This window comes from Mesorhizobium sp. B2-4-2 (assembly GCF_006442845.1).
Lineage (GTDB): Bacteria > Pseudomonadota > Alphaproteobacteria > Rhizobiales > Rhizobiaceae > Mesorhizobium.
The window spans coordinates 131,298-156,582 of sequence record NZ_VFVM01000004.1 but is presented as its reverse complement, the minus strand read 5'-3'; the positions used below and the strand labels follow the sequence as shown (position 1 = coordinate 156,582).

General features: G+C 64.7%; 26 protein-coding genes. 12 read left to right on the top strand and 14 right to left on the bottom strand.

Annotated elements, in window-relative coordinates; all coding sequences use genetic code 11:
* Positions 1-327: 327 nt before the first annotated feature.
* Positions 328-1,272: a MurR/RpiR family transcriptional regulator gene (locus FJ942_RS11005; protein WP_140563895.1), complete on the top strand. Its 945-nt coding sequence runs from the start codon at positions 328-330 to the stop codon at positions 1,270-1,272.
* A 195-nt stretch (positions 1,273-1,467) separates the two neighbouring features.
* Positions 1,468-3,258 (top strand): NAD(P)/FAD-dependent oxidoreductase, encoded by a 1,791-nt coding sequence (locus tag FJ942_RS11000; protein WP_140897720.1) that lies wholly within the window; start codon positions 1,468-1,470, stop codon positions 3,256-3,258.
* Between the two features lie 231 nt (positions 3,259-3,489).
* Here the strand turns inward: FJ942_RS11000 and FJ942_RS10990 are convergent, their stop codons facing one another.
* Both FJ942_RS10990 and FJ942_RS10985 read right to left on the bottom strand, forming a co-directional pair.
* Positions 3,490-4,725, bottom strand: coding sequence for an amidohydrolase/deacetylase family metallohydrolase (locus FJ942_RS10990; protein WP_140897718.1), 1,236 nt, complete (start codon positions 4,723-4,725; stop codon positions 3,490-3,492).
* A gap of 40 nt (positions 4,726-4,765) precedes the next feature.
* On the bottom strand, positions 4,766-5,131 hold the full coding sequence (locus FJ942_RS10985) for a RidA family protein (RefSeq protein WP_140559204.1): 366 nt from the start codon (positions 5,129-5,131) through the stop codon (positions 4,766-4,768).
* Between the two features lie 212 nt (positions 5,132-5,343).
* On the opposite strand from FJ942_RS10985, the gene FJ942_RS10980 reads away from it, so the two are divergent.
* Positions 5,344-5,829 (top strand): hypothetical protein, encoded by a 486-nt coding sequence (locus FJ942_RS10980; RefSeq protein WP_140897716.1) that lies wholly within the window; start codon positions 5,344-5,346, stop codon positions 5,827-5,829.
* 40 nt (positions 5,830-5,869) lie between these two features.
* Here the strand turns inward: FJ942_RS10980 and FJ942_RS10975 are convergent, their stop codons facing one another.
* Positions 5,870-6,298, bottom strand: coding sequence for an Lrp/AsnC family transcriptional regulator (locus tag FJ942_RS10975; protein WP_140492118.1), 429 nt, complete (start codon positions 6,296-6,298; stop codon positions 5,870-5,872).
* Between the two features lie 126 nt (positions 6,299-6,424).
* Between FJ942_RS10975 and FJ942_RS10970 the strand changes: the two genes are divergently transcribed.
* The 5 genes from FJ942_RS10970 (at position 6,425) to FJ942_RS10950 (ending at position 10,227) form a co-directional block, all read left to right on the top strand.
* Positions 6,425-7,528 carry a saccharopine dehydrogenase family protein gene (locus tag FJ942_RS10970; RefSeq protein WP_140625360.1) on the top strand — a complete coding sequence of 368 codons (1,104 nt, stop codon included), beginning with the start codon at positions 6,425-6,427 and terminating at the stop codon, positions 7,526-7,528.
* Positions 7,529-7,641: 113 nt separating this feature from the next.
* The gene (locus tag FJ942_RS10965; protein ID WP_140625361.1) at positions 7,642-8,025 is read left to right on the top strand and encodes a RidA family protein; all 384 of its coding nucleotides are present in this window, start codon (positions 7,642-7,644) and stop codon (positions 8,023-8,025) included.
* Positions 8,026-8,038: 13 nt separating this feature from the next.
* Positions 8,039-8,389: a VOC family protein gene (locus FJ942_RS10960; RefSeq protein WP_140554775.1), complete on the top strand. Its 351-nt coding sequence runs from the start codon at positions 8,039-8,041 to the stop codon at positions 8,387-8,389.
* A gap of 246 nt (positions 8,390-8,635) precedes the next feature.
* Positions 8,636-9,739, top strand: coding sequence for a 3-isopropylmalate dehydrogenase (gene leuB, locus FJ942_RS10955; protein WP_140492129.1), 1,104 nt, complete (start codon positions 8,636-8,638; stop codon positions 9,737-9,739).
* 5 nt (positions 9,740-9,744) lie between these two features.
* Positions 9,745-10,227, top strand: coding sequence for a GNAT family N-acetyltransferase (locus FJ942_RS10950; protein ID WP_140524560.1), 483 nt, complete (start codon positions 9,745-9,747; stop codon positions 10,225-10,227).
* On the opposite strand, the gene FJ942_RS10945 is transcribed toward FJ942_RS10950, so the two are convergent.
* The 3 genes from FJ942_RS10945 to FJ942_RS10935 all read right to left on the bottom strand — a co-directional run bounded on the left by FJ942_RS10945 (position 10,217) and on the right by FJ942_RS10935 (position 13,653).
* On the bottom strand, positions 10,217-10,888 hold the full coding sequence (locus FJ942_RS10945) for a DUF805 domain-containing protein (RefSeq protein WP_140897714.1): 672 nt from the start codon (positions 10,886-10,888) through the stop codon (positions 10,217-10,219). The genes FJ942_RS10950 and FJ942_RS10945 overlap by 11 nt on opposite strands.
* A 72-nt stretch (positions 10,889-10,960) precedes the next feature.
* Complete coding sequence (locus FJ942_RS10940) at positions 10,961-11,674, bottom strand: DUF805 domain-containing protein (protein ID WP_140897712.1); 714 nt, start codon at positions 11,672-11,674, stop codon at positions 10,961-10,963.
* A 116-nt stretch (positions 11,675-11,790) separates the two neighbouring features.
* The gene (locus tag FJ942_RS10935; protein WP_140897710.1) at positions 11,791-13,653 is read right to left on the bottom strand and encodes a DEAD/DEAH box helicase; all 1,863 of its coding nucleotides are present in this window, start codon (positions 13,651-13,653) and stop codon (positions 11,791-11,793) included.
* A 463-nt stretch (positions 13,654-14,116) separates the two neighbouring features.
* Between FJ942_RS10935 and FJ942_RS10925 the strand changes: the two genes are divergently transcribed.
* Positions 14,117-15,151 carry an aspartate-semialdehyde dehydrogenase gene (locus FJ942_RS10925; protein WP_140492147.1) on the top strand — a complete coding sequence of 345 codons (1,035 nt, stop codon included), beginning with the start codon at positions 14,117-14,119 and terminating at the stop codon, positions 15,149-15,151.
* Between the two features lie 175 nt (positions 15,152-15,326).
* On the opposite strand, the gene FJ942_RS10920 is transcribed toward FJ942_RS10925, so the two are convergent.
* Positions 15,327-15,734 (bottom strand): ACT domain-containing protein, encoded by a 408-nt coding sequence (locus FJ942_RS10920; protein ID WP_140514037.1) that lies wholly within the window; start codon positions 15,732-15,734, stop codon positions 15,327-15,329.
* 276 nt (positions 15,735-16,010) lie between these two features.
* Here FJ942_RS10920 and FJ942_RS10915 point away from each other — a divergent pair, with 276 nt between their 5' ends.
* Positions 16,011-16,274, top strand: a complete 264-nt coding sequence (locus tag FJ942_RS10915; RefSeq protein ID WP_140492153.1) for a glycine zipper domain-containing protein — start codon at positions 16,011-16,013, stop codon at positions 16,272-16,274.
* A gap of 83 nt (positions 16,275-16,357) precedes the next feature.
* Here the strand turns inward: FJ942_RS10915 and rpsP are convergent, their stop codons facing one another.
* From rpsP to FJ942_RS10885, 6 genes are all read right to left on the bottom strand, one after another.
* Positions 16,358-16,759, bottom strand: coding sequence for a 30S ribosomal protein S16 (gene rpsP / locus FJ942_RS10910; protein ID WP_140492156.1), 402 nt, complete (start codon positions 16,757-16,759; stop codon positions 16,358-16,360).
* 57 nt (positions 16,760-16,816) lie between these two features.
* Positions 16,817-17,143, bottom strand: a complete 327-nt coding sequence (locus FJ942_RS10905; protein WP_140492160.1) for a chorismate mutase — start codon at positions 17,141-17,143, stop codon at positions 16,817-16,819.
* 7 nt (positions 17,144-17,150) lie between these two features.
* Positions 17,151-18,734, bottom strand: a complete 1,584-nt coding sequence (gene ffh / locus FJ942_RS10900; protein ID WP_140492163.1) for a signal recognition particle protein — start codon at positions 18,732-18,734, stop codon at positions 17,151-17,153.
* A gap of 290 nt (positions 18,735-19,024) precedes the next feature.
* Positions 19,025-19,990 carry a type II CAAX endopeptidase family protein gene (locus FJ942_RS10895; protein ID WP_140897706.1) on the bottom strand — a complete coding sequence of 322 codons (966 nt, stop codon included), beginning with the start codon at positions 19,988-19,990 and terminating at the stop codon, positions 19,025-19,027.
* A gap of 172 nt (positions 19,991-20,162) precedes the next feature.
* Complete coding sequence (locus FJ942_RS10890; RefSeq protein ID WP_140492169.1) at positions 20,163-20,759, bottom strand: DUF1236 domain-containing protein; 597 nt, start codon at positions 20,757-20,759, stop codon at positions 20,163-20,165.
* Positions 20,760-20,821: 62 nt separating this feature from the next.
* Positions 20,822-21,919: a putative zinc-binding metallopeptidase gene (locus FJ942_RS10885; RefSeq protein ID WP_140897704.1), complete on the bottom strand. Its 1,098-nt coding sequence runs from the start codon at positions 21,917-21,919 to the stop codon at positions 20,822-20,824.
* A 255-nt stretch (positions 21,920-22,174) separates the two neighbouring features.
* Here FJ942_RS10885 and FJ942_RS10880 point away from each other — a divergent pair, with 255 nt between their 5' ends.
* Positions 22,175-22,975, top strand: a complete 801-nt coding sequence (locus FJ942_RS10880) for a lytic transglycosylase domain-containing protein (RefSeq protein WP_140559214.1) — start codon at positions 22,175-22,177, stop codon at positions 22,973-22,975.
* 185 nt (positions 22,976-23,160) lie between these two features.
* Here the strand turns inward: FJ942_RS10880 and FJ942_RS10875 are convergent, their stop codons facing one another.
* Positions 23,161-24,384: an argininosuccinate synthase gene (locus FJ942_RS10875; protein WP_140492178.1), complete on the bottom strand. Its 1,224-nt coding sequence runs from the start codon at positions 24,382-24,384 to the stop codon at positions 23,161-23,163.
* Positions 24,385-24,576: 192 nt separating this feature from the next.
* Here FJ942_RS10875 and FJ942_RS10870 point away from each other — a divergent pair, with 192 nt between their 5' ends.
* Positions 24,577-25,218 carry a LysE family translocator gene (locus FJ942_RS10870; protein ID WP_140550602.1) on the top strand — a complete coding sequence of 214 codons (642 nt, stop codon included), beginning with the start codon at positions 24,577-24,579 and terminating at the stop codon, positions 25,216-25,218.
* Positions 25,219-25,285: the final 67 nt, after the last annotated feature.

The window sequence follows — 25,285 nt, the reverse complement described above, 5'->3', positions numbered from 1 at the left end:
CCGCCCCTCGGAGAGTGCGTCCAATCGACTGCCAAAGTCAGTGTGTAACTATCCTACTTTGGTGTCAAGCGAAGAGCGCGATCGTTCCGTCGTTGAGAGCCGCCTATTCCTCTACATACCTGCTTTCGCTGTCTTTTCTTTATCTTGAAATGCGTGTTGCTTTCCTACATACTCGGGAAAAGTGGCATAACAAGGCGGGCGTTGCAGATGGGCAAAGCCGGGTGACATGCCGCAACGGCACGCAGCAGTTGCAGCGGGGCCGTGCACATGGAACGACAGCGTGCAAGCATGGTAAGAGGTCGACAAGGGACCAGGGAAGGCCACTTCATGACCGAAGCTGACAGCCGGGAAAACCTGATGACGGATGGCGAGGCGGACGGGGGTGAGCCTGTGCGGCGCATTCCCGACATCATCTCGCTGGTCAAGGATACCTATGCCGAGCTGCGTCCGGCCGAGCGCCGCGTCGCCGATGTCGTGCTCGACGACGTCAAATACGCGGTCGATGCCTCCAACGCCGCCCTTGCCCAGCGTGCCGGCGTCAGCGAACCGACGGTGACCCGCTTCTGCCGCGCCATCGGCTGCGAGGGCGTGCGTGATTTCAAGCTGAAGCTGGCGCAGAGCCTCGTCGTCGGCGCGCTCTATCTGGACACTTCGCCAGCCAGGGAGAACGACACCGGCATGCCGTTCTGGAACGCGGTGTTCGGCGAAGCGCGGCGGGCGCTGCAGGAGGCCGAGCGGCAGCTCGATCCGGTCCAGCTGCAGAAGGCCGCCGAGCTGATCGCCAAGGCGCGCCAGGTTACGGTGTTCGGACTGGGCGGCAGTTCCTCGGCGCTGGCGCAGGAAACGCAATACCGGCTGTTTCGCTACGGCATATCGATCAGCGCGCAATGCGACCCTTATCTCATGCGCATGACCGCCTCGACCTTGAAGCCCGGCGACCTGGTGATCGCCATTTCGGCGACGGGGCGCACGCGCGAGGTGATCGAGGCGGTCGAACTCGCCAAGCACTACCGCGCCAATGCCATCTGCGTGACGGCGCCCGACACCGAGCTCGCGCGCGTCGGCGACGTCAGGCTGACCGTAGCGGTGCCGGAATATCCCGATACGCTGAAGCCGACGGCATCGCGCTTCGCCTTTTTGGCCATGATCGACCTCATGGCGGTGGCTGCCGCCTACAAGCTCGACGGCTCGGCCCGCGAGACGGTCCGCCGCATCAAATACAATGCCCAGATCCACCGCACCGGCAACGAGATGGAGCCGCTCGGGGATTAGGACGTTTTTTCCTTCTCCCCTTGTGGGAGAAGGTGGATCGGCGCGCAGCGCCGAGACGGTTGAGGGGTGGGTGACGGAGTGCCGGCCGTGCCGAGCTGGAGCACCCCTCATCCGACCTCGCTCCGCGAGGCCACCTTCTCCCACAAGGGGAGAAGGGAACACCGGACAGCGCCAACGCGAAAAAGAGGGAAACAAATGCTCGAAATAGCACCATCGCAACAGGCAGCCGCATGGCTCGGCGCTTTCGACAAGGCGCTCGAAGCCGGTGACATAGCGGCCGCGGCCAACCTGTTCGTCGACGATTGCTACTGGCGTGACCTCCTGACCTTCACCTGGAACGTCACCACGATGGAAGGGCGCGAGGCGATCGCCGACATGCTGAAGGCGACGCTGGCAGCGACGCGGCCGGCAAGATGGCAGCTCACCGGCGAAGCCACCTCGGACGAGGGGATAATCGAGGCCTGGTTCACCTTCGAGACCGCCGTGGCCTCGGGCCAGGGCATCATGCGCCTGCGCGACGGCCGCTGCCGGACATTGTTCACGGCAATGACCGACCTGAAAGGATTCGAGGAGCGCAAGGGCGCGACGCGGCCGCTGGGCGTGCGCCACAAGGCCGACCCGGAGCGCGAGACCTGGTCGGAGGCGCGCGCGCGCGAGACCCGCGAGCTCGGCGCTTCCGAGCAGCCCTATTGCCTGGTCATCGGCGGCGGCCAGGGCGGCATCATGCTGGGCGCGCGGCTCAGGCAGCTCGGCGTGCCCTCGATCGTCATCGAGAAGAATGCCCGGCCGGGCGATTCCTGGCGCAAGCGCTACCGCACCCTCGTGCTGCACGATCCGGTCTGGTACGACCATCTGCCTTACATTCCGTTTCCCGACAATTGGCCGGTCTTCACGCCCAAGGACAAGATGGGCGACTGGCTGGAAATGTACACGCGCGTCATGGAGCTCAACTATTGGGTCGCCACCAGATGCGTCAGCGCCAGCTATGACGAGGCCGAGAAGGTCTGGACCGTGGTCGTGGACCGCGTCGGCCAGCACATCACGCTGAAGCCCAAGCACATCGTCTTCGCCACCGGCGCCTACGGTCCGGCGCGGCCGATCGACCTGCCGGGCGCCGGTGACTTTAAGGGCGAGCTGCTGCATTCCAGCCAGTATTCCAGCGGCGAGAAGCTCCGCGGCAAAAAGACCGCGGTCATCGGCGCGGCGAGCTCCGGGCACGATGTCTGCGTCGATCTCTGGGAAAGCGGCGCCGAGGTCACCATGATCCAGCGTTCGCCGACGACCGTGGTCAAATCGGACACGCTGATGGAAGTCGGTTTCGAGATCTTTTCGGAGAACGCGCTGGCGCGCGGCATCACCACCGAAAAGGCCGACATGATCGTCGCCTCGACGCCCTTCGCGCTGGTGCCCAAGGGCCAGCGGGCGCTCTACGACGTCATCCGCGCACGCGACGCGGCTTTTTACGAGCGGCTTCGCGCCGCCGGGTTCGCCCTCGACTTCGGCGACGACGAGACCGGCCTGCTGATGAAGGCCTACCGCACCGGCTCCGGCTACTACATCGATGTCGGCGCCTCGGACCTGATCATCGACGGCAAGATCGGCATCCGCAGCGGCGTGGCGATCAAGTCGCTGACCGCGAAAGGCATTCTCTTCGAGGACGGCAGCGAGCTTGAAGCCGACGTCATCATCGCCTGCACCGGCTATCAGTCGATGAACGAAACCGTGGCGCAAATCGTCTCGCGCGAGGTCGCCGACAGGGTCGGCCCGTGCTGGGGCCTCGGCTCCGGCGTCAAGGGCGACCCCGGGCCATGGCAGGGCGAACTGCGCAACATGTGGAAACCGACGGCACAGGAAGCGCTGTGGTTCCACGGCGGCAATCTGGCGCTCTCGCGCTTCTATTCGAAATATGTGGCGCTGCAGATCAAGGCGCGGATGGAGGGGATTGATACGCCGGTTTATGGGGCGGTCAGCAACGCGCGACGGTGAAGCGGAAGCGTTGCTTCAAGGGAAGGTCGCCCCCACTCCGTCGAGCTTCGCTCGACACCTCTCCCCCGATCGACGGGGGAGAGGAAGGGCGCGAGCTTATGCCGGGAGGCTCCCTTCCTCTCCCTCCGGAGGGGGGAGAGGTGGCGCTGCGGAGCAGCGACGGAGTGGGGGAAGCCATTCGCCAAACTCGCAGCCGCGGCAAGACAGGCGGCGCAGTGCTACCGAGATCAATCAATCATGCCGGTGCCCAAAATGCCTGGCCGCGACCTCGACATGCGTATGCCCCACATGCGCCTCGAAACGCTCGGTGTCGCCGACATCGTTCATCGTCTCGTTCGGCCACCAGGCGCCGCCGATGGCGATGCCTTCGCAGACCAGCCGCTGGTCGGCGACCAGCGAGGCGCCGACCGCGTCGACAAAGGTGAAGCGGCCGGAGTGCTGCCGCAGCAGCGCGACGTCGCCGGCGGTTCCGACCTTGAGCGTGCCCAGATCAGGCCGCGCGATCGCCTGCGCCGGCGCTTGGGTGGCGGCGCGCAACACCTCGACCAGCGGCATGCCGAGCGCCAGCAGCTTCGACATGCACACCAGTATGTCGAAGGCAGGACCGTCGACGCAGTAGAGATGCACGTCGCTCGAGATGACGTCGGGCGCCAGCCCTTCGGCCAGCATGGCGCGAGCGACCTCGAAGTCGAACGAGCCCATGCCGTGGCCGAGATCGAAGATGACGCCACGCTCGCGCGCCAGCCGCATGTCGGGCCGCACCGCGCCGGAGGCGAAGACCGGCGCGTTCGGAAACGGTCGGAAGCAGTGGGTGAGAATGTCGCCCCTGCGCAGGCGCGGCAGCACTTCCGAGCGCCCGGGCGGCGGTTCGTCTATGTGCGCCATCAGCGGCAGACCGGATTTGTCGGCCGCCTCCAGCGCCAGATCGACCGGCGCGATGCCGCTGGTGCCGCCGGCATGCTTGCCGGAGCGGACCTTGACGCCGACGACGACGTCCGCGTGCTCGCGCACCGCCGCCACCACTTCGCGCGGTTCGCAGAGCCTGAGATCGCTGCACTCGCCGACCGAGACGGTCTGCGAGAAGCCGAAAATGCCGGCGAAGGAGATGTTGACATAACCCAGGATGCGCACCTTCGAGCGCTCCATGACATGGCGGCGGAAGCCGAGGAAATTGCCGGCGCCGGCACTGCCGGCATCAATGAAGGTGGTGGTGCCGCTCTTGGCCGCCAGCCGGTCGGCATCGACGCCGAGCGAGGTGCCGCCCCAATAGACGTGGCTGTGCAGGTCGACGAGGCCGGGCGCCACGATGCAGCCCTTGGCATCGATGACGCTGGCCGCGCGGTCGGCGGGAATGTCGGCGTCGATGGCGGCGACGCGGCCATTGGCGATGGCAAGATCGCGCGGCGCGTCGAGCCCGGCCGCCGGATCGATCAGCCGCCCGCCCTTGAACAGAAGATCAAATTGCATCGGGCGCGCCTCCGCTTCGTTCCATCCCCGCCGACGGCCGTCAGAGCGGCCGGTAGGCGACGGCTTCCACTTCGATCTTGATGTCGATCATCAGCCGCGATTCGACCGTGGTGCGGGCCGGCGGGTTCTTCGGGAAATGCCTCGCATAGACGGTGTTGAAAGCGCCGAAGTCGCGCGCGTCCTCAAGCCAGACGGTGGTCTTGACCACATCGTCCATGGTGCAGCCGGCCAGCGCCAGCGCCGCCTTGACGTTGGAAAGCACCTGCTCCGTCTGTTCGGATATGCCGCCCCTGACCACGATGCCGTCGCCGCCGACCGGCACCTGGCCCGAGATATAGACGAAGTCGCCGGCCCGCACCGCGGGGGACAGCGGGACATGCGACGTTCCAAAACATTGCTTGGGCAAGAGCGGACCTCCTCTGATGCTATGACGGGACACGATGGGAGCGCCCGCTTCGGCCGAGATTTACCCCGATCGAGGCGATCCCGATAGAGGTCTTGTTGGAAAGCAACATTCCTGGAAATCCATGTTGCTTTATTACAGAAGCGCTTGCATCGTGCGCGCTCGCCGGCCGGGCTTGAAACGGACGGGCGCATTTCCAGAGCGGAGAACCGAGAATGACCTTCGACAAAAACCCGTTTCCATCAGGTGATGCCGACCGCCACGCCCTCTGGGAGATGCTGGTGCGGCGCGACATCGATGCCTTCATCGGTCAGGACTGGTCCATGGTCGAGGACGATTTTGTCGCCGAAAGCTTCTTCGGCATGCACGCGCATTTTCTTGCCAACGCCGACGCCTGGCGGCTGCAGTTCCCGCGGCTGGAGATCTATCGCGACGAGTGGCTGCGCCAGGCCAAGGAAACGGCGGCGACCAAATTCGCGGAGCCGCTGCGCGAGGCGCTGTTCCGCGTCACCAACCTGCGCGACATCGATGTCGACGGCGACCGCGCCGTGCTGCACAAGAAATTCGACGGCACCGTCGCCAAGGCGGATGGCGATGTCGATCGGCTGAAATGGCAGACGCTGTATTTCTGCAGGAAGGTCGGCGGCAGCTGGAAGGTCGCGGGCTTCGTCGGCTACATGCCCTACCCGCTGGGAGGCTGAGGCGGGCGCCTTCATCCAGATCGTCTGTGGGCCAAGTGCTCTAGCGATCGATGCGCGTCGACAGGATGATCGATGACGACGTCCGTTCGACGCCTTCGAGGGCGCCGATCTGGTCGAGCAGCGTGTCCAGGTCCTTGATCGACGGCGCGTCGGCGATGACGATCATGTCGAAATTGCCGCTCACCGAATGCAGCGTCCTGACCGGCGCCAGGGCGCGCAGGCTGCGCACCACCTTGTCGGCGAGCTTGGGCGTCACGGTGAGCAGCACATGCGCCCGCACCAGTCCCTGTTCATAATCGGGCGCAAGCTTGACGCCGTAGCCGGCGATGATGCCGCGCTGCTCCAGCCGTTCGATGCGGCTCTGCACCGTGGTGCGCGACACGCCGAGCCGGCGCGCCAGAGCGGCGGTCGAGGCGCGGGCGTTCTCGCGCAGCAGGGCAAGCAGGGCCTGGTCGGCATCACTGAGCATTTCGACGGACCTGGTCGGCATATCGACAAAAAGGATACTTCATTTCGTATAATTCCACGCTTCCTTTCGTCCGGCAAGCGGCGATTGTAGCGGGACAAATCAACTGTCGGGCGAGGGAACCGGGTCATGAAGAAAATTGTTGTCGTCGGCGCCGGCAAGATCGGCTCGACCATTGCCGAGATGCTGTTTTCAACCGGGGACTATCACGTCACTCTCGTCGACCGCTCGGCCGCGCAGCTTGCCGCGGCCGAACTGCCTGACGGGGTCGAGACGCTGGAACTCGACATCGCGGCCGCGGGCAGGCTGGAAGCTGCGCTCGCCGGCAAGTTCGCGGTGCTCAGCGCCGCCCCCTTCCATCTGACCACGCGCATCGCCGAAGCCGCCGCAAGCGCCGACGTGCATTATCTCGACCTCACGGAGGACGTCGTCTCGACCCGGCGCGTGAAGGAACTGGCGCGTTCGGCCAACAGCGCCTTCATTCCGCAATGCGGGCTGGCGCCAGGCTTCATCTCGATCGTCGCCAACGATCTCGCCAGCCGTTTCGACACGCTGGAGAGCGTGCGCATGCGGGTCGGCGCGCTGCCGCAATATCCTTCGAACGCGCTGAACTACAATTTGACCTGGAGCACCGACGGCGTCATCAACGAATATTGCGAGCCCTGCGAGGCGATCGTCGAGGGCGAGCTGGTCGAGGTGCCGCCGCTGGAGGAGCGTGAGGAATTCTCGCTCGACGGGGTGACCTACGAGGCCTTCAACACCTCGGGCGGGCTCGGCACGCTGGCCGAGACGCTGAAGGGCAAGGTGCGCACGCTCAACTATCGCACCATCCGCTATCCCGGCCACGCCGCCATCATGAAGGCGCTGCTCAACGATCTCGGCCTGCGTCACCGCCGCGAGGTGCTGAAGGACATATTCGAAAGCGCACTGCCAGCGACGCTGCAGGACGTGGTCATCGTCTTCGTCACCGTCTCGGGGCGCAAGAACGGCCGCCTGCTGCAGGAGACCTACGCCAACAAGATCTATTCGAAGCGGGTCGGCCAGACCGTCCGCAGCGCCATCCAGATCACCACGGCATCGGGAATCTGCGCCGTGCTCGACATGCTGGCCGACGGCACCTTGCCGGCGACCGGCTTCGTCAAGCAGGAGGACATCGCGCTCGACGCCTTCCTCGCCAACCGCTTCGGCCGTGCCTACGCCCAGCACGAGATGGTCAGCCGGCTGGCGAGCTGAGGCCCAGCCGACGATCAAGGTCATCGGGACAACGGCCAGCTCCGTCTGGCCTATGGCCGCGCGAGGCCTTTGCCCGCAAAGTGGTTGCGAACACACCCCTTTGCGAGGATGCCATGCGAAAGCTGATCTCCACCGGTTCGCCCTTCGAGAAGACCGCCGGCTATTCGCGCGCCGTGGTGCAGGGCGACTGGTGTTTCGTGTCCGGAACGACCGGCTATGACTATGCCTCGATGACGATGCCGGAAACAGTCGAGGCCCAGACGCGCAACTGCCTGGCAACCATCGCCAAGGCCTTGCTGGACGGCGGCTTCGACATGGAAGATGTGGTGCGCGCGCATTACTATATCACCGACCAGGCCTTCGTCGACGTGGTGTTCCCCATTCTCGGCGAAGCGTTCGGCGAGATCAGGCCGGCGGCAACGATGATCGTGTGCCAGCTTAACAGACCGGAGATGAAGATCGAAATCGAGGTGACGGCGCTTCGGCGCACAGACTGAGGAGGCCAATGCCATGGCAGTGCGGCGTATCGTAGCCAATATCGAAACAAAGGACGCGGCATCGGCGAGGCGCTTCTACCATGACGTGCTCGGCCTCGATGTGCTCATGGATCAAGGCTGGATCGTCACCTACGGGTCCGAGGAAAGGATGCAGGTGCAGGTCAGCTTCATGGCGCAAGGCGGGTCGGGCACGCCGGTGCCGGACCTGTCGATCGAGGTCGACGATGTTGATGCCGCACTCGACGCCATGAAGGCAGCCGGCTTCGCCATCGAATACGGGCCGGCCGACGAGCCCTGGGGCGTGCGGCGCTTCTATGTGCGCGATCCTTTCGGCCGGCTGGTCAACATTCTCTCACATCGGTGAATATCTGCAAAGCGCCGAGGCGACTGCAGACCTGGAAATGTCGGCGGGAGCGCCCCCCTCTGGCCTGCCGGCCATCTCTCCCTCAAAGGGGAGATTACGCACTTAGCCGCCTTCGGCAATTGTTCCTCCTTGCGTCGCAACCGCTTGGCGGTTAGCAAGGCCGCGGTCGCACAGCGCCGCGCGCCTCATTGGCGCGCGAAGGATGCTGTGCAAAATCGAAACGCATTCTTTCTGGGACGGCTCTCCATGGCTTCGAAACATCTCTTCCTGCTTCCCGGCGACGGCATCGGCCCCGAGGCCATGGCCGAGGTCAAGAAGCTGATAGCGGCCATGAACGAGAAGCTCGGCAGCGGCTTCGCCACCGACGAGGGGCTGGTCGGCGGCTGCGCCTACGATGCACATGGTGCCGCGATTTCCGATGCCGACATGGAAAAGGCTGTTGCCGCCGACGCCGTGCTGTTCGGGGCCGTCGGCGGTCCGAAATGGGATGCCGTGCCTTACGAGGTTCGCCCCGAGGCCGGCCTGCTGCGCCTGCGCAAGGACATGGAGCTGTTTGCCAATCTCAGGCCCGCGATCTGCTATCCGGCGCTGGCGGCGTCCTCCTCGCTGAAGCAAGAGGTGGTCGAAGGCCTCGACATATTGATCGTGCGCGAACTGACCGGCGGCGTCTATTTCGGCGAGCCCAAGCAGATCATCGATCTCGGCAACGGCCAGAAGCGCGGCATCGACACCCAGGTCTACGACACGTTCGAGATCGAGCGCATTTCGGGCGTCGCCTTCGAATTGGCGCGCACGCGCAAGAACCATGTCACCTCGATGGAAAAGCGCAACGTCATGAAGTCCGGCGTGTTGTGGAACGAGGTCGTCACCCAGACCCACAAGGCCCGATATTCCGACGTCAAGCTCGACCACATGCTGGCCGATGCCGGCGGCATGCAACTGGTGCGCTGGCCCAAGCAGTTCGACGTCATCGTCACCGATAACCTGTTCGGCGACATGCTGTCCGATATCGCCGCCATGCTGACCGGCTCGATCGGCATGCTGCCTTCCGCCTCGCTCGGCGCGCCTGATGCCAAGACCAAGAAGCGCAAGGCGCTTTACGAGCCGGTGCACGGTTCGGCGCCCGATATCGCCGGCAAGGGCATCGCCAACCCGATCGCCATGATCGCTTCCTTCGCCATGTGCCTGCGCTATTCCTTCGCCATGGTCGATGAAGCCGACAAGCTCGAAGCGGCAATCGCCGCCGTGCTCGACGACGGGCTGCGCACCAAGGACATCCTCTCGGCTGGCATGACCGAGGTCGGCACCGTCGAGATGGGCGACGCGATCATCGCCAAGTTCCTGGGCTGACCCCCATGACGGTCGACGTCCGCTGGGCGACGACCGGCGACGCGACGGCGCTCGCCACAATGCTGTGCGACATGGCGGTGCATTACCGGCAGCCGCCGCTCGACCACGAGCGCGCCTTGTCGGCGGCACGCAAATGGCTGGGCGAGGAAAGCCCGGCCTATCCGCATTTCGCGCTGGCTTTCGTCGGGGCCGAGATCAGCGGCCTGGCATCTGTGGCGATCGCGCATCCCGGCATCGACCTCGAGCGGCTATTGTTCCTCAAGGATCTGTTCGTGCGCGACAAGGCTCGCAACGCCGGCGTCGGCCGGGCGCTGGTCGGCTTTCTCGCCGACCATTGCCGGCGCCACGGCATCGGCCGCATCGACCTGACCACCGAGGACTGGAACGAAGGCGCGCTGCGCTTCTACGACCGGCTTGGCGCCGAACGCCACGGCCAGAAGATCTTTCTCAGGCTTTCGGGCGAGGCGCTGGGGGCGGTCAGACCCTGACGCCCGCCGGCACCGGTCCCCAAGGATTTTCGCCCAGCTGAGGCGGCATAAGCCCGAAGACTAGCACGGCGATGCCGCCAATGAGCGGGATGAAGCAAAGCAGGGCAAACCAGCCGCTCAGGCCGGCGTCATGCGCACGCCGTACGAGGAGCGCAATGCAAGGCAGGATCAATCCCGAAAAGAACACCAGTAGGGGTATGAACCCTATGAACCCCATCGGCGTCCTGTCCGCGTTGGTTTCGAAGCCGTTGATCGCCAGTTCAACAAGTATCCCGAAGCCGAAAAGCGCGAGCACCCCGAGGGTGTAGAATAGCCAGAAGGCCCAGAATTCCTTGCGGCGGGAGCGTCCGGTGAAATTGCCATAATCCGCGATCACCGCGCGCCAGAAATAAGCCCACAGCCCTGTGGAGTAGGCGGGCCGGCTTCGGGCAGAACGGCTGGTCTGCCGTGGCTGACTGGTGGTTGGCGATGATGCGGCCGAGGCCGTGGCGACAATGTTGTGCGCCGTGCCGTCGCCCGGCTGGAACTCGACAAGGGTACCCCTGCCGAGGGGCAGTTCCAGGCTGAAATCGATACGGGAAAAGATGTAGCGTTTGCCGTCGGTTCCGTTGATGTAACCGTAGTCCTGGCCTTCGTCATAGTGGAACACCGTCCCGCGCATGCTCTGCCCCATTTCACATTGCGTCGCGAGACGCTACTTAAAGTTGCATGTAATTGCAATACGCACGCAGGGCTACGTTCTGGCGCCCGCCGGCACCAGTCCCCACTGGTTCTCCCGGGCCTGGGTCGGGATGAGCGCGAAGACCAGGATGATCAGGCTGCCGATGGTGGGGATCAGGATCACCAGGAAAAGCCAGCCGGTCAGGCCGATATCGTGCAGGCGACGCACGGTCATGCCGAGGCCAGGCAGAAAGGTCGCAAGTAGGAAAAGGCCGAACAGGCCAATCGTCACCGCCGGCATTTCAGCGTCGTCGAGATTGCCCATCGCGGCATCGGCGAAAATGCCGATGCCGGTCACTGCCAGCAGCGCGACGAACCAGAACAGGCAATAGGCCCAGTATTCCTTGCGGCGGGCGCGGCCGGTGAAGTTGAAATAATTCTCGGTGATGCCGCGCCAGAAATAACCCCACAGGCCGGGCTCGGCCGGCCCGGTGCTGGCGGCGCGGCCAAAATGCCGCGGCTGTGCGATTTGAGCAGCGGAAGAGACGGACGCACCGGTTCGCGCATGGGCGGCGGCGGCCACGCCGGTTGGAGGCGCGGATTGGGCGCCGGCCGGGAAGATGTCGCGCGCCTGGCCGCCGCCGGGCTGGAATTCAACGGCCGTGCCTCGGGCAATTGCGATTTCGCGGCGCAGATCCTCACGCGCGAAAGTATAGCGGTCACCATCCGCCCCGGTGATGAAGCCGAAGCCCTGGGTCTCGTCATAGTGAAGAACTTCGCCGCGCATGCCCCGATCCCCCGAACGCCCGACCAGACTGTTCAAAGTTCCGGCGGATCGCAAGGGGCAGCATGAAAATGCGACGGCTGGCGCGGCAGCCATCGTGACGACATGGCCGGGAGATCTCAGCTCGGCCGCTTCTTCGCCTTCTTGGGTTTCGGCGGTCCGGCGTTGTCGAATTTCGGCTTGCCCGGCTTCTTCGCCCAGGGCTTCGCGTCCGGCGCGGCGGGGCGCTGGTCGCCAGCCGGCGCGCGCTTCTCGAATTTGCGCTTCGGCGCGTTCGGGTCGAACGGCGCCTTGCCGCGATGCGGTTTCTTGTCCGGACTTGGCGGCTGGTAGCCGGCGCGCGACAGGTCCGGCGTGCCGTCCAGCCGCTTCACCACGATGTTACCTTGCAGTTTGCGGTCGGGACCAACGGCGGCAAGGAAACGGTCGGCCCAGTCGGCGGCGATCTGCACGAACGTCTCTTCCGGCTGCATCTTGATGGCGCCGATCTCGCGCTTGGTGATGCTGCCGGTGCGGCACAGCATCGGGATCAGCCAGCGCGGCTCGGCATTCTGCCGGCGCCCGACCGACAGCGAAAACCAGACGCTGGCGCCGAAATCATCGCGACGGCTGGGCGCCTCGTCGCGGCGCGCGAAGTTTTCGCCCGCCGGTCTTTCACGCGACGGCGTGAACGGCGCGACGTCCATCAGATCCTCTGGCGCCGAGCGGCTCGAGCGGCACAGCCGCACGAAGGCGGCCGTCACCTGCTCGGCGCCGTGCTTGGCGAGAAGCGCGTCGATGAAGCCGCGTTCGTCGTCCTTCACCGGTTCGTCGAAGGCGGGATCGGCAAGGATGCGCTCGTCGTCGCGGCGGATCACGTCGTCGGCGGATGGCGGACTTGCCCATGTCGCGGTCAGCTTTGCGCTCGCCAGCAGGCGTTCGGTGCGCCTGCGGGCGCTGTTGGGCACGATCAGCGCGCTGACGCCCTTGCGACCCGCGCGTCCGGTGCGGCCGCTTCGGTGCAGCAGCGTTTCCGGGTTGGTCGGCAGGTCGGCGTGGATGACCAGCTCCAGATTGGGCAGGTCGATGCCGCGCGCCGCGACGTCGGTGGCGATGCAGACCTTGGCGCGGCCATCGCGCATCGCCTGCAGCGCGTGGCTGCGTTCGTTCTGGCTGAGCTCGCCCGAGAGCGCGACGACGGAAAAATTGCGGTTGTTGAAGCGTGCGGTGAGATGGTTGACGGCGGCACGGGTGTTGCAGAACACCAGCGCGTTTTTCGCCTCGTAGAAACGCAGCACATTGATGATGGCGTTCTCGCGATCGGCCTGGGCGACGCTGAGCGCCCGGTATTCGATGTCGAGATGCTGCTTCTCCTCGCCGGCGGCCGAGATGCGCACGGCGTCACGTTGATAGCCCTGGGCGAGGGTTGCGATGGAGCGCGGCACGGTGGCCGAAAACATCAGCGTGCGGCGCTCGGCGGGGGCGGCGTCGAGGATGAATTCCAGGTCCTCGCGAAAACCGAGATCGAGCATCTCGTCGGCTTCGTCCAGCACCACCGCCTTCAGCGCCGACATGTCGAGCGAGTTTCGCGTGATGTGGTCGCGCAGCCGCCCGGGCGTGCCGACGACGATATGGGCGCCGCGCTCCAGCGCACGCCGTTCGGTACGCATGTCCATGCCGCCGACGCAGGAGGCTACCGTGGCGCCGGTCAGCTCGTAGAGCCATTCCAGTTCCCGCGTCACCTGCAGCGCCAGCTCGCGCGTCGGCGCCACCGCCAGCGCCAGCGGGGCCGCGGCACCGGCAAAGCGTTCGGCGCCGCCCAGGAGCGTCGGCGCCATGGCAAGACCGAAGGCCACCGTCTTGCCGGAACCGGTCTGCGCCGACACCAGCGCGTCGGCCTGGCCAAGTTCCAGGACCGCCTTCTGCACCGGTGTCAGTTCGGCATAGCCGCGTTTTTCCAGCGCCTTTGCCAGCGCAGGAACAAGTGCTTCGAAGTTGGACATCTCGCTCTTTCGGAATTCAGGGCTTGCGCTCATCATGGAGCACATACAGGACTGGCGCAGCGCCAGCCAGACGATCTCGCCCGTTCGTACTTGCTGGCGCCGCTCTTGTACAGGGCAGGCGGCACCGCCTTCCCTTCTCCGGCAAGAAGGGAAGGAAGAAACACCACTGATTGACTCCTGCCGCAAACCGCGTAAAAGCCCGCTTCGAACGGGATCGTTTTTCGATGCGCGGCCTTTTGATGGCTCTTCTTGCATTCGATGCCCCCAGCCGCAATGAGCATCATTGCGTCGGGCGTTTCGGCGCGTCCCCCCGTTCCAGCAAAGTAACGGCCAAAACCACCACCAAAACGGTGTGATTCCCTTGGCCTGACCACCCTCTCCCGGGTTCGGCCCGGGGGACGGAACCCGCACCTGGCCGGCGGGTTTTCTCCAACAACCAAGCGGAGAGGGATAGGAGATCTTTATGAGTTTCAAGGTTGCGGTAGTTGGCGCCACGGGCAATGTGGGCCGCGAAATGCTCAACATACTGGAAGAGCGCGGTTTTCCGGTCAGCGAAGTGGTGGCGCTTGCCTCGCGCCGCAGCCAGGGCACGGAAGTGTCGTTCGGCGACCGCACGCTGAAGGTCCGCGCACTCGACACCTACGACTTTTCCGACACCGACATCTGTATCATGTCGGCAGGCGGCAATGTCTCGAAGGAATGGTCACCCAAGATCGGCAAGCAGGGCTGCGTCGTCATCGACAATTCCTCGGCCTTCCGCTACGACGCCGACGTGCCGCTGATCGTCCCGGAAGTGAACCCGGATGCGATCTCGCTGTTCACCCGCAAGAACATCATCGCCAACCCGAACTGCTCGACGGCGCAGCTCGTCGTGGCGCTGAAGCCGCTGCATGACGCGGCCACCATCAAGCGCATCGTCGTGGCCACCTACCAGTCGGTGTCGGGCGCGGGCAAGGAAGGCATGGACGAGCTGTTCACGCAGACCCGCGCCGTGTTCGTCGCCGACCAGGTCGACGTCAAGAAGTTCACCAAGCGTATCGCCTTCAACGTGATCCCGCATATCGACGTTTTCCTCGATGACGGCTTCACCAAGGAAGAGTGGAAGATGGTCGCCGAGACCAAGAAGATGCTCGATCCCAAGATCAAGCTGACGGCGACCTGCGTGCGCGTGCCGGTGTTCATCGGCCATTCGGAAGCGGTCAACATCGAGTTCGAAAACCCGATCACCGCCGACGAGGCGCGTGACATCCTGCGTGAGGCGCCGGGCTGTCAGGTCTTGGACAAGCGCGAGGACGGCGGCTACATCACGCCGCTGGAATCGGCCGGCGAGGACGCCACCTTCATCTCGCGCATCCGCGAGGATTCGACCATCGACAACGGCCTGTCGATGTGGATCGTTTCCGACAATCTGCGCAAGGGCGCCGCCCTCAACGCGGTGCAGATCGCCGAGCTGCTGGTCGAGCGCGGCCTGATCCAGCCGAAGAAGAAGGCGGCCTGACGGCTGTTTGGCTTTCGCTCGCGGGCCGCACCGCCGCTGCCGGGGCTGGCCCTCCGCGAGGGCGCCGGACGACCGGCGGCCCGCAGTCGCGGGCTCGGCCTTCGGCCGTTAGCTCACCTTCCCCCCGTCCTTATACGGGGAGAAGGTGCCGGCAGGCGGATGAGGGGGCGCTGGCCTATGTCCGATTTTCCGCCGCCAGTTCCCGCAGCAACCTCATCGCTTCCTCGGCCCGGTCGACCGGCACGAACAGATGGTCATGATAGAAGGCGGAGACGGGATTGACGCCCATGCCGGCGGCGGCGAGGCGTGCGGTGATGGCGGCGAGGAAGCCGACGGCTTCCAGCGACGAATGGATGTTCAGCGTTATCATGCGGCAGCGGAAAACGGCTTCCAGTCCGGCTGCCTGCGCCTCGTCTTCGAGCAGAATCAATGTCGTGCCTTCGCGTTCGCGAAACAGCATGACCGCTTCGAGTCCTTCCGGAACCGATACACCCGCCGGCAGCGTGGCGAAGACATGGATGCCGGCAATCAATTGCGGCGTCATCGACGCCAGCAATGTCTTCAGATCTGTCTCTCCGGCCATATTGCCTGCTCTTGGTCTGAGGGGCCACGCCCGCCGGCTCTTCATATACGCGACCGAAGCGCGCCGATAGCCACGCCGGCGCGCTGCACGGACAACCCGGCGAGAGAACTGCGCTGCGGCGTGAGAACATCAACGATTTCAAACGCTTGCCGGAGATCGGCATGGCCTTGGCAGGCGCGGCGAAGCACCGGCCTTCAATGTCTAGGGATCAAATCGGCCGCCTGGGAGTTAGGAACATGGCGGCGAGGACGGCGATCCCGTGAGAGAGGAACGACAATGAAGAAAATCATGACCATTCTGGTGCTGACGGCAGCGCTTGGCGCCTGTTCGCAGACGGAAAAAGGCGCGGCCGTCGGCGGCCTGGGCGGAGCAGCGGTCGGCGCGGCGGTGGCGGGCGATCCCGTCCAGGGCGCCGTGGTCGGCGGCGCGGTCGGTGCCGTGGCCGGCGCGCTGATCGGGCGGGCCAGCGAACCGGGCCGCTGCCGTTATCGCGACAGCCGCGGCCATGTCTATGTCGATCGTTGCCCGAGCGGCTATTGAGCGGCAGCATCCGCACAATGAATTCGAAATAGAAAACGGCGGGCTAAGGGTCCGCCGTTTCGAAAAAGACGATCGGTGATCGATTACTCGGCCGTGGCGGGCTCCGCCTCGGCCGGCGCGGCCGCAGCCGCCGCGACGGCGGCAGCGGCGTCGTCCTGCGCCTTCTTCAGAAGCGCGGCGCGCTCCTGTGCCTTCTTGCCGGGCTCGGCCTTTTTCGGATTGGAACGGGCGTCGCGCTTGGCGAGGCCGGCCTCGTCGAGGAAGCGCAGCACGCGGTCGGTCGGCTGGGCGCCGTGCGACAGCCAGTGCTTGACGCGCTCGGCGTCAACCTTGACGCGCTCGCCGTCCTTCGGCAGCAGCGGGTTCCACGAGCCGAGCGACTCGATGAAACGGCCGTCGCGCGGCGAGCGCGCGTCGGCGACGACGACGTGGTAGTAGGGACGCTTCTTCGAGCCCGCGCGGGCCAATCTGATCTTCAGTGCCATTTCTTATCTCCTAAAAGCTCTGATTTCGTTGGTGGGGTTGCGGCTAAATCTTTGTCTTCAGCCGGTTTTCGTCACGCCGTTGGCAGCGGCGATCTGTTCGTGGTGGCGGATCACTTCGCGGACGACGAAATTGAGGAATTTCTCCGCGAAATCCGGGTCGAGATGCGCATCGTCCGCCAGCTGGCGAAGACGGGCGATCTGCTGCTGTTCGCGCGCCGGGTCAGCCGGCGGCAAGCCATGCTCGGCCTTGAGCAGGCCGACCGCCTTGGTGCAGCGGAAGCGCTCGGCCAGCATGTGGATGAGGGCGGCATCAATGTTGTCGATCGAAGCACGGTAGCCGGCCAGGATGGTGCGGGCGTCCGCCATGTCCTTTTCCTCGTTCATCGCGTCCTCACTTCTTCTTGCCGAGGCCAGGCAGACCACCGCCGCCGAGACCGGGAAGTCCGGGAAGCTTCATGCCGCCGGGCAAGCCGGGCAGGCCACCGCCGCCGGGAAGGCCGCTGGGCAGGCCCTTCATGCCGGCGGCCTGCGCCTGCTTCTGCAAGGCTTCGAGCTGCTTGGGATCCATCTTGGAGAGGTCAGGCATGCCGCCCATGCCACCGGGCATCATGCCGCCGAGGCCCATCTTGGAGGCGAGCCCGCCCATCATGCCGCGCATCAGGCCGCCGCCTTTGCCCTTGCCGCCCATCGCCTTCATCATGTCGGCCATGCCGCGATGCATCTTCAAGAGCTTGTTGATCTCGGCCGCGTCGGTGCCGGAGCCGGCGGCGATGCGCTTCTTGCGCGAGTGCTTGAGAATGTCGGGGTTGGCGCGCTCGGCCTTGGTCATCGAAGAGATGATGGCGAGCTGGCGGCCGAACATCTTGTCGTCGAGACCGGCGGCGGCCATCTGGTCCTTCATCTTGCCCATGCCGGGCATCATGCCCATGATGCCGCCCATGCCGCCCATTTTCGACATCTGCTGAAGCTGCTGGGCGAGGTCGTTCAGGTCGAACTTGCCCGACTGCATTTTTTTGGCCATCGCCGCCGCCTGCTCGGCGTCGATGTTCTCGGCGGCTTTTTCGACAAGCGAAACGATGTCGCCCATGCCGAGAATGCGGTCGGCGATGCGCTTGGGATGAAATTCCTCCAGCCCGTCCATCTTCTCGCCGGTGCCGATCAGCTTGATCGGCTTGCCGGTGACGGCGCGCATCGAGAGCGCGGCGCCGCCACGGCCGTCGCCGTCCATGCGGGTCAGTACCAGCCCGGTGATGCCGACGCGCTCGTCGAAGCTCTTGGCGAGGTTGACGGCGTCCTGGCCGGTCAAGGAGTCGGCGACCAGCAGGATCTCGTGCGGGCCCGACACCTTCTTGATGTCGGCCATCTCGACCATCAGCGGCTCGTCGATATGGGTGCGGCCGGCAGTGTCGAGGATGACCACATCGTGACCGCCGAGCCTGGCCGCCTGCACGGCGCGCTTGGCGATATCGACCGGGTTCTGGCCGGCGACGACAGGCAGCGTCGCCACCTTGACCTGCTCGCCGAGCTGGCGCAACTGCTCCTGCGCGGCGGGGCGCCGCGTGTCGAGCGAGGCCATCAGGACCTTCTTGTTCTGACGCTCGGTGAGCCGCTTGGCGATCTTGGCCGAGGTCGTCGTCTTGCCGGAACCCTGCAGGCCGACCATCATGACGACGACAGGCGCCGGTGCGTTGAGGTCGACGGCGACGCCTTCGGCGCCGAGCATGTCGACCAGCTCGTCATGCACGATCTTGACGACCATCTGGCCGGGCTTGATCGACTTCAGCACCGCCGCGCCGACCGCCTTCTCGCGCACCTTGTCGGTGAAGGAGCGCACCACTTCCAGCGCCACGTCGGCCTCGAGCAGCGCACGGCGCACCTCGCGGAGCGCCGCCGAGACATCCGCCTCCGACAGCGCGCCGCGGCCGGTCAGGCCGTTCAGGATGGAGCCAAGGCGCTCCTGAAGTGATTCAAACATTCTGTTTCCTTTTCCCTGGCAACCGGATGGTGCCCGAGAGGTAATGCGTTCGCGCCAGGTGTCCAAGTCTCGTGGCAAGCAAAAGCCAAAACCAAAAAGCACCCGGGGGCGCACAGCGCTGCCGGGTGTTGGCCTCCAGGATCTGTTTACAGCACTTGGCCTCAAAGAGGCTTCGGCGTCCTGGTCGGCTTGCTCGGAGGGATACTCGTCGCGGAATTCGGGGCTGTAGACAGGAAAACGGCCGCGGAGTCAAGACAAGGGACCGTTCCGCCGGTCTCCCTGCGCAGCAATCAGGTCGCCTTCGTTCCGTCTGCAGGTTCGGCCGAGACGCTCAGCGGCGAGCGCGGGTGTAAGAGCAGCAGTATCGTCAGCAGGCTGCAGGCGATGCCGATCGTGGCGATGAGGACCGCGTCCGACGTCGCCCAGCCCGGCCCTTCGAGTGGTCTGGCGGTAAACAGGGCGAAGGAATTGTAGCTCTCCTGATGCGAGATCAGCAGGAAGCCGGTCAGATTGTTGCCGAGATGGGCGCCGAGGGCCGCGCCGAGATTGCCGGTGGCATAGACGACAAGTGTCAAAAGCAGTGCAAAAGCGGCGATCGAGACCAGCACGCAGGCATTGATGGCGGCCGAGGCGCTCGCGCTCCAGTGCAGCGAGGTGAACAGCAGGCCCGGCAGCAGCGCCCAGACGAACGGGCTCCTGAACCGGTAGGCAAGACCGCGCAGCAGGTAGCCTCGGAACAGTACCTCTTCCGATGATGTCTGCAGAAAAGTGAGCGCGAGGATCGGGATCAGGAACAGCAGCCAGGACGACAGGGCAATCGAGCCGCGCGCGATCTCGGGCTGCATCAGGTAGAGCAGGACCTCGGACACGAGCGAAGTGACCAACACCGCGACCAGCCCCTTGACGAAGCCCGAGCGCGAAATGCGACGGCTGTTGCCGAGGAGCGCCGACAGCTTCTCGCCATGCACCCAGCGCATGGCGATCCACAAGCCGATCCAGATGCCGGCGAAAGACGCGAGCGCGGTGAGAATGCCGATTGGCGACGCAAGGAAACCCTGCATGCCGCCGGCGGGCGCAGCCGCGCCTTGCGCTGTCCGCCAGGCGAAAAAGGCATAGGTGCCGCCCAGCAGCACGACCCCCGTCGACGCGGCCCAGAACAGGACGACGATCCCGGTCCCGAGAAGCAGGCGCGGCAGAGTCGTCTTTTCGTTGGCTGTGTTTCGATAGTGCTCGAAGGCGGCAGGGTCCGATATCACGCTCTCTCGCAAGCTGGTGCTTCGCGTCGCATGATCTATGGGATCGGGCGGTTCTGCGCAATCATTCCTGTTCGATACGCCCCGCCAGCCTTCGGCGCATTCGCGCCGCCCTCGCCTGCCTGCCGGCAGGCGAAAGGCATGCTCCGATGATTAACCCCGTGTCCTATCCGCCTCAACGCACCACATACACGATGCGCCGCGTCTGCGGGTCGATCAGCGCCGGCTGGCCGTTCACATAGACGTAGCGGTAATCGTAATCGGGGATCTCGCGCAGTTCGACACTCTCGGGCAAAACGGCCCCGGTGACCACCTCGCCCTCAAGATAGACAGGGTCGACGCGATGCGTGTCGACATAGGTCCTGACTTCGGCGGGAGGCTGCGGGATGGCGTCCTCGACCGGTTCGCCGGCGATGATCGAGCCGGTGTAGTCGGTGGAATAGCCCTCGGGCGGCGACACGACGGCGACGCTGGAGCCGAGCGGACGTCGCGTCAACACGACCCGGTTGCCGCCGAAATCAGCCGTCACATAGTCCGAATAGACCCAGCCCTGGCCACCGGCTTCGGCGATGGTGCACCATTTGCTGTTTTCGATACAGCCATTGAGCGTCGCCGACTGGCCGGCGGCGAGCACGCCGATGACAGGATATTGCGGGCCTGGGCCAGCGCGGACGTTGAGATCGGTGATCGCGGAGACGGGGGTGTCGGCCATGGCGGCGCCCGAGAAGAGCGCGAGCATTCCGGCGACCGCGGGAAACAATACGGATTTCATGGTTTCTCTCCGTTTCATGGTCCCTCGGCAGCGAAAACGGGAGAGCGGCGCATGCGTTCCAGCTAAAATGTTGAAGCCAACTCACGATTTGTTCCCGTTTCTTGCGGCAGGCCGGTCAGAAGGTCGTGAACGAAGGCCAGTTTGCGCGCCGCGACATCCGAGATGACGAAGGGGTAAAGGTCGGGCAGACCCATGCAGCGATTGATGGAATTGGAGGCTTCCGACAGCACCAGCCAGCGCGACAGGATCTTTTCGAACGGTTCGGGAGCGGGTGTCGGTTCGGACGGCGCTGGTTGCAGCATGCCCCCGGTGTCGCCCTGGGGCAATTCGTTGGCTTCCACCGTCTCCAGCCGGCCGAGCGGGAAGTTCAGCGCATGGACCATTTCCAGCGTGTCGGTGATGTGCAGGTGGTGGGCCCAGCTTTCGGCCCAATCCTCCCAGGGATGGGAGGTGGCATAGGACGAGATGTGGCGTTGCTGCCAGTCGGGTGGTGCACCATTGGCATAGTGGTTCTTCAATGCCTGCTCGTAACCGGTGCGCTCGTCGCCGAACAGCGCGCGGAAGGCGTCAAGCCTTTGCGGATCGTCGCGGATCAGCCGGTCCCAGTAGTAGTGGCCGAGCTCGTGGCGGAAATGGCCGAGCAAGGTGCGATAGTTCTCGCCCATCTCAACGCGCCGCCTTTCGCGCTCGGCGGAGTCGGCTTCGGCGACGTTGAGGGTGATCAGGCCATTGTCGTGGCCGGTCAGGATGCGCTCGCCGCCCGGGCCGCCGCCGATCGGATCGGCAAGGAAGTCGAAGGCAAGGCCGGCCTCGTCGGCGGGGTTCTGCTTGGGCGTCACCGGCAGTCCGAAAGCCAGCAGCGAATAGACCGCGCGCTTCTTCGCGGCCTCGACCCGTATCCAGCGGCGGCGGTTGCCGTCGACGGAGAGGTCCGGGATCAGCTGGTTGAGCGCGCAGGCGCGGCAGAAGGGCTGTCCCGGCTCGGCCATCCAGTTGCAGGCGCATTCGTCGGCGTTGGCGCATGGGGAGCCGCCGTCGGCACCGGACAGGGCAAAGCAGGCGCGCTGCGGATCATAGAGCACGGCACTGGAGCAGTTCAGGCACCGGGCGTTCTCGAAATAGAGACGATGGCCGCAATGAGGACAGTCGAAGAGTTTCATCTCGGTCTCGGACCAGGGAACAGGGGAAGGCGCGTCGTGCAAAACGCCGGCCGACAGACGTCGTTCCCGACTGTGACGTCATTGAGCAACATGGCGCAAGGATCGTCAGGCCATGGGTGGTTCTTGCCACAATATTTGCTTGATCGTAGGCAAATTCCCTTCCATTGGCCAGCTTGCGCGCGCGACAGTGACAAGTGCGCGTTTCACTGGCAAATTCCGGCCGGGACGTGATTCAGGCAACCAGGAGAGAACAACATGGCATTTCTTGCCAAAGGTAAGATGTTTGCAGCGGCCACTGTGGTGGCGATGCTTGCGCTGGCGACGGGCGCACAGGCGGCGGCCAGCTGTGGCAAGACCGGAGCCGGCTTCGATGCCTGGAAGCAGGACTTCGCAGCGGAGGCCAGGGCCGAGGGCGTGGGTTCGAGAGGACTGGCGGCCCTGGCGGGCGCGACCTACGCGACCAGGACCATTTCCGCGGACCGCGCCATCCACAAGGCTTTCAGCGGCTCGGTGGAAGCCTTCATGAAGCGCCGCGGCGGGGCGGCGATCATTTCCAAGGGCCGGGCGCTGAAGAAATCGAATGCGGCGCTGTTCGACAAGATCGAACGGACCTACGGCGTCTCGCCGGGCGTGCTGCTTGCCATCTGGGGCATGGAGACGGGCTTCGGCGCCTCTATGGGCAACCAGAACACGGTGTCCGCCATTTTGACGCTTGCCTATGACTGCCGCCGTCCGGATTACTTTCAGCCGCATGCCATTGCGGCGCTGAAGCTGGTCGATCGCGGAACGTTGACCGCCTCGTCGGTCGGGGCCATGCATGGCGAGATCGGCCACACGCAGTTCCTGCCCGGAAATGTCCTGAAATATGGAGTGGGCAGCGGAAACCTGCGCGACAAGAGCACCGCGCTGGCTTCCACGGCCAACTTCCTCAAGGCGCATGGTTGGCAGGCCGGCGCGAGCGCTCAGTCGAATATGGGTGCAATTGCCGGCTGGAACTCCGCGAGTGTCTATCAACAGGCCATCGCCCGTATCGCCACGGCGATCGATGGCGAGTAATCGTTAGGGCAGTTCACCGTTTCACTGAGACGGCGAACCGCTCTATGTCTTTGTTTTTGCGCAATTCCCAAGGGAAAGCGCTACGCGCTTTTCCCGGGAAAACGGACACACTTTTCCTGGAATTGCTTTTCAGCAGAAAGCCCGGCCGCGTTGCCGGGTTTCCTGTTCGCTGACCGGTAAAGCGGTCAGTCCCGGCGGTTGCGCGCCGCCAAGGTCCGCAGCCTCAGCGCATTGAGGCGGATGAAGCCGGCGGCGTCCTTCTGGTCATAGGCGCCGCGGTCGTCCTCGAAGGTCACCAGCGCGTCGGAATAGAGCGTCTTCTTCGACTTGCGGCCGGTAACGATGACATTGCCCTTGTAGAGCTTCAGACGCACCGTACCTTCGACATCCTCCTGGCTCTTGTCGATCATCGTCTGCAGCATCAGCCGCTCGGGCGCGAACCAGAAGCCGTTGTAGATGAGTTCGGCGTAGCGCGGCATGAACTCGTCCTTGAGGTGGGCAGCTCCCCTGTCGAGCGTGATCGATTCGATGGCTCGGTGGGCAGCGATAAGGATGGTGCCGCCGGGGGTCTCGTAGACGCCGCGCGACTTCATGCCGACGAAGCGGTTCTCGACGAGGTCGAGCCGGCCGATGCCGTTGTCGCGGCCGAGATCGTTGAGGGCGGCGAGCATGGTTGCCGGCGACAGCTTCTTGCCGTCGAGCGCGACCGGATCGCCCTTCAGGAACTCGATCTCGATCTCGGTGACCTTGTCCGGCGCGTCCATGGGCGAGACGGTGCGCTGATGGACGAATTCCGGCGGCTCGCTCCACGGGTCCTCAAGCACCTTGCCCTCGGAAGAGGAATGCAGGAGATTGGCGTCGACCGAGAACGGCGCGTCACCCTTCTTGTCCTTCGGCACCGGAATCTGGTGCTGCTCGGCGAAGTTGATGAGGTCGGTGCGCGACTTGAACGACCAGTCGCGCCAGGGCGCGATGACCTTGATATCGGGATTGAGCGCATAGGCCGAAAGCTCGAAGCGCACCTGGTCATTGCCCTTGCCGGTGGCGCCGTGGGCGATCGCGTCGGCGCCGGTCTCCTTTGCGATCTCGACGAGGTGTTTCGAGATCAGCGGCCGGGCGATCGAGGTGCCGAGCAGATAGGTCCCTTCGTAGACGGCGTTGGCGCGGAACATCGGGAAGACGAAGTCGGCAACGAATTCCTCGCGCACGTCGACGATGCGGATGTCCTTGATGCCCATCATCTCGGCCTTGCGGCGCGCCGGCTCCAATTCGCCGCCTTGGCCGAGGTCGGCGGTGAAGGTGACGACCTCGGCGCCGAGCTCGGTCTGCAGCCATTTCAGGATGATTGATGTGTCGAGGCCGCCGGAATAGGCGAGCACGACCTTCTTGACGTCTTTTGTTTTCGACATTTGCTGTTTCCGCGACAAGAGTTCTCGGCCGGCGAGGTATCACGCCGTTTCCGGTCACCGCAAGGGATGAACGGGGCAAGGCGCGGAGAAACAGGCATACGGGACAGCTGGATCATCCTTTCCGTCGCACAGCCGCTGGCAACGGCAGGCCCCGTTCATTATAGCTGCGTATCGAAAGTCAACGGGCCTACCATGTCCTTCATTCCCGACACCGCAACGCTGATCCAGTTCGCCATCGCCACGTTCATCCTGGCGATCACGCCCGGACCGGACATGACGCTGTTCGTCTCGCGCACACTGAGCCAGGGCCGCGCCGCCGGCTTCGCCTCGATGGCGGGGGCGCTGTGCGGCACGCTGATCCACACCACCTTGGTGGTGGTCGGTGTCTCGGCGCTGATCGTCGCCTCGCCGATGGCCTTCTTCGTGCTGAAGATCTTCGGCGCCGGCTATCTCGTCTTCCTGGCCTGGCAGGCGATCACCAAGGGTTCGGCCTTCTCGCCGGAGAAGAAGACGGGCCCGCAAATCTCGCTGTTCCGGAGCTGGATGGTGGGGCTGGGCGTCAACCTGCTCAACCCGAAGATCATCCTGTTCTTCATGACCTTCCTGCCGCAATTCGTCTCCGCGCATGATCCGCACGCGCCGGGAAAGCTGTTCTTCCTCGGCGCCATGTTCGTCGTGCTCTCGACCCCGGTGACGACCCCGATGGTGCTGGCGGCGGAGAAATTCTCGGCGGCGATGAAGGCCAGCCCGCGCGTGACGCGGGTGGTCGACTATCTCTTCGCCGGCGTGTTTTCCGCGTTCGCGCTCAAAATCCTGACTGCCCAGGCGAAGTAGGATTTTGCTGTTCGCTGCTGATCTCTTCCGAACCGGAGGTCAGCAAAGCTCCCTGCTTACGTGGGCG

Excerpts from the sequence above, each read along its gene's own strand:
- FJ942_RS10880 (WP_140559214.1), top strand. The coding sequence starts at position 22,175 with ATGGCATTTCTTGCCAAAGGTAAGATGTTTGCAGCGGCCACTGTGGTG.
- FJ942_RS11000 (WP_140897720.1), top strand. The coding sequence starts at position 1,468 with ATGCTCGAAATAGCACCATCGCAACAGGCAGCCGCATGGCTCGGCGCT.
- FJ942_RS10925 (WP_140492147.1), top strand. The coding sequence starts at position 14,117 with ATGAGTTTCAAGGTTGCGGTAGTTGGCGCCACGGGCAATGTGGGCCGC.
- FJ942_RS10870 (WP_140550602.1), top strand. The coding sequence starts at position 24,577 with ATGTCCTTCATTCCCGACACCGCAACGCTGATCCAGTTCGCCATCGCC.
- FJ942_RS10980 (WP_140897716.1), top strand. The coding sequence starts at position 5,344 with ATGACCTTCGACAAAAACCCGTTTCCATCAGGTGATGCCGACCGCCAC.
- FJ942_RS10890 (WP_140492169.1), bottom strand. The coding sequence starts at position 20,759 with ATGAAATCCGTATTGTTTCCCGCGGTCGCCGGAATGCTCGCGCTCTTC.
- FJ942_RS10905 (WP_140492160.1), bottom strand. The coding sequence starts at position 17,143 with ATGAACGAGGAAAAGGACATGGCGGACGCCCGCACCATCCTGGCCGGC.
- FJ942_RS10990 (WP_140897718.1), bottom strand. The coding sequence starts at position 4,725 with ATGCAATTTGATCTTCTGTTCAAGGGCGGGCGGCTGATCGATCCGGCG.
- FJ942_RS10975 (WP_140492118.1), bottom strand. The coding sequence starts at position 6,298 with ATGCTCAGTGATGCCGACCAGGCCCTGCTTGCCCTGCTGCGCGAGAAC.
- FJ942_RS11005 (WP_140563895.1), top strand. The coding sequence starts at position 328 with ATGACCGAAGCTGACAGCCGGGAAAACCTGATGACGGATGGCGAGGCG.
- FJ942_RS10970 (WP_140625360.1), top strand. The coding sequence starts at position 6,425 with ATGAAGAAAATTGTTGTCGTCGGCGCCGGCAAGATCGGCTCGACCATT.
- FJ942_RS10940 (WP_140897712.1), bottom strand. The coding sequence starts at position 11,674 with ATGCGCGGCGAAGTTCTTCACTATGACGAGACCCAGGGCTTCGGCTTC.
- FJ942_RS10875 (WP_140492178.1), bottom strand. The coding sequence starts at position 24,384 with ATGTCGAAAACAAAAGACGTCAAGAAGGTCGTGCTCGCCTATTCCGGC.
- FJ942_RS10885 (WP_140897704.1), bottom strand. The coding sequence starts at position 21,919 with ATGAAACTCTTCGACTGTCCTCATTGCGGCCATCGTCTCTATTTCGAG.
- FJ942_RS10950 (WP_140524560.1), top strand. The coding sequence starts at position 9,745 with ATGACGGTCGACGTCCGCTGGGCGACGACCGGCGACGCGACGGCGCTC.
- leuB (WP_140492129.1), top strand. The coding sequence starts at position 8,636 with ATGGCTTCGAAACATCTCTTCCTGCTTCCCGGCGACGGCATCGGCCCC.
- rpsP (WP_140492156.1), bottom strand. The coding sequence starts at position 16,759 with ATGGCACTGAAGATCAGATTGGCCCGCGCGGGCTCGAAGAAGCGTCCC.
- FJ942_RS10965 (WP_140625361.1), top strand. The coding sequence starts at position 7,642 with ATGCGAAAGCTGATCTCCACCGGTTCGCCCTTCGAGAAGACCGCCGGC.
- FJ942_RS10960 (WP_140554775.1), top strand. The coding sequence starts at position 8,039 with ATGGCAGTGCGGCGTATCGTAGCCAATATCGAAACAAAGGACGCGGCA.
- ffh (WP_140492163.1), bottom strand. The coding sequence starts at position 18,734 with ATGTTTGAATCACTTCAGGAGCGCCTTGGCTCCATCCTGAACGGCCTG.
- FJ942_RS10945 (WP_140897714.1), bottom strand. The coding sequence starts at position 10,888 with ATGCGCGGGACGGTGTTCCACTATGACGAAGGCCAGGACTACGGTTAC.
- FJ942_RS10935 (WP_140897710.1), bottom strand. The coding sequence starts at position 13,653 with ATGTCCAACTTCGAAGCACTTGTTCCTGCGCTGGCAAAGGCGCTGGAA.
- FJ942_RS10920 (WP_140514037.1), bottom strand. The coding sequence starts at position 15,734 with ATGGCCGGAGAGACAGATCTGAAGACATTGCTGGCGTCGATGACGCCG.
- FJ942_RS10915 (WP_140492153.1), top strand. The coding sequence starts at position 16,011 with ATGAAGAAAATCATGACCATTCTGGTGCTGACGGCAGCGCTTGGCGCC.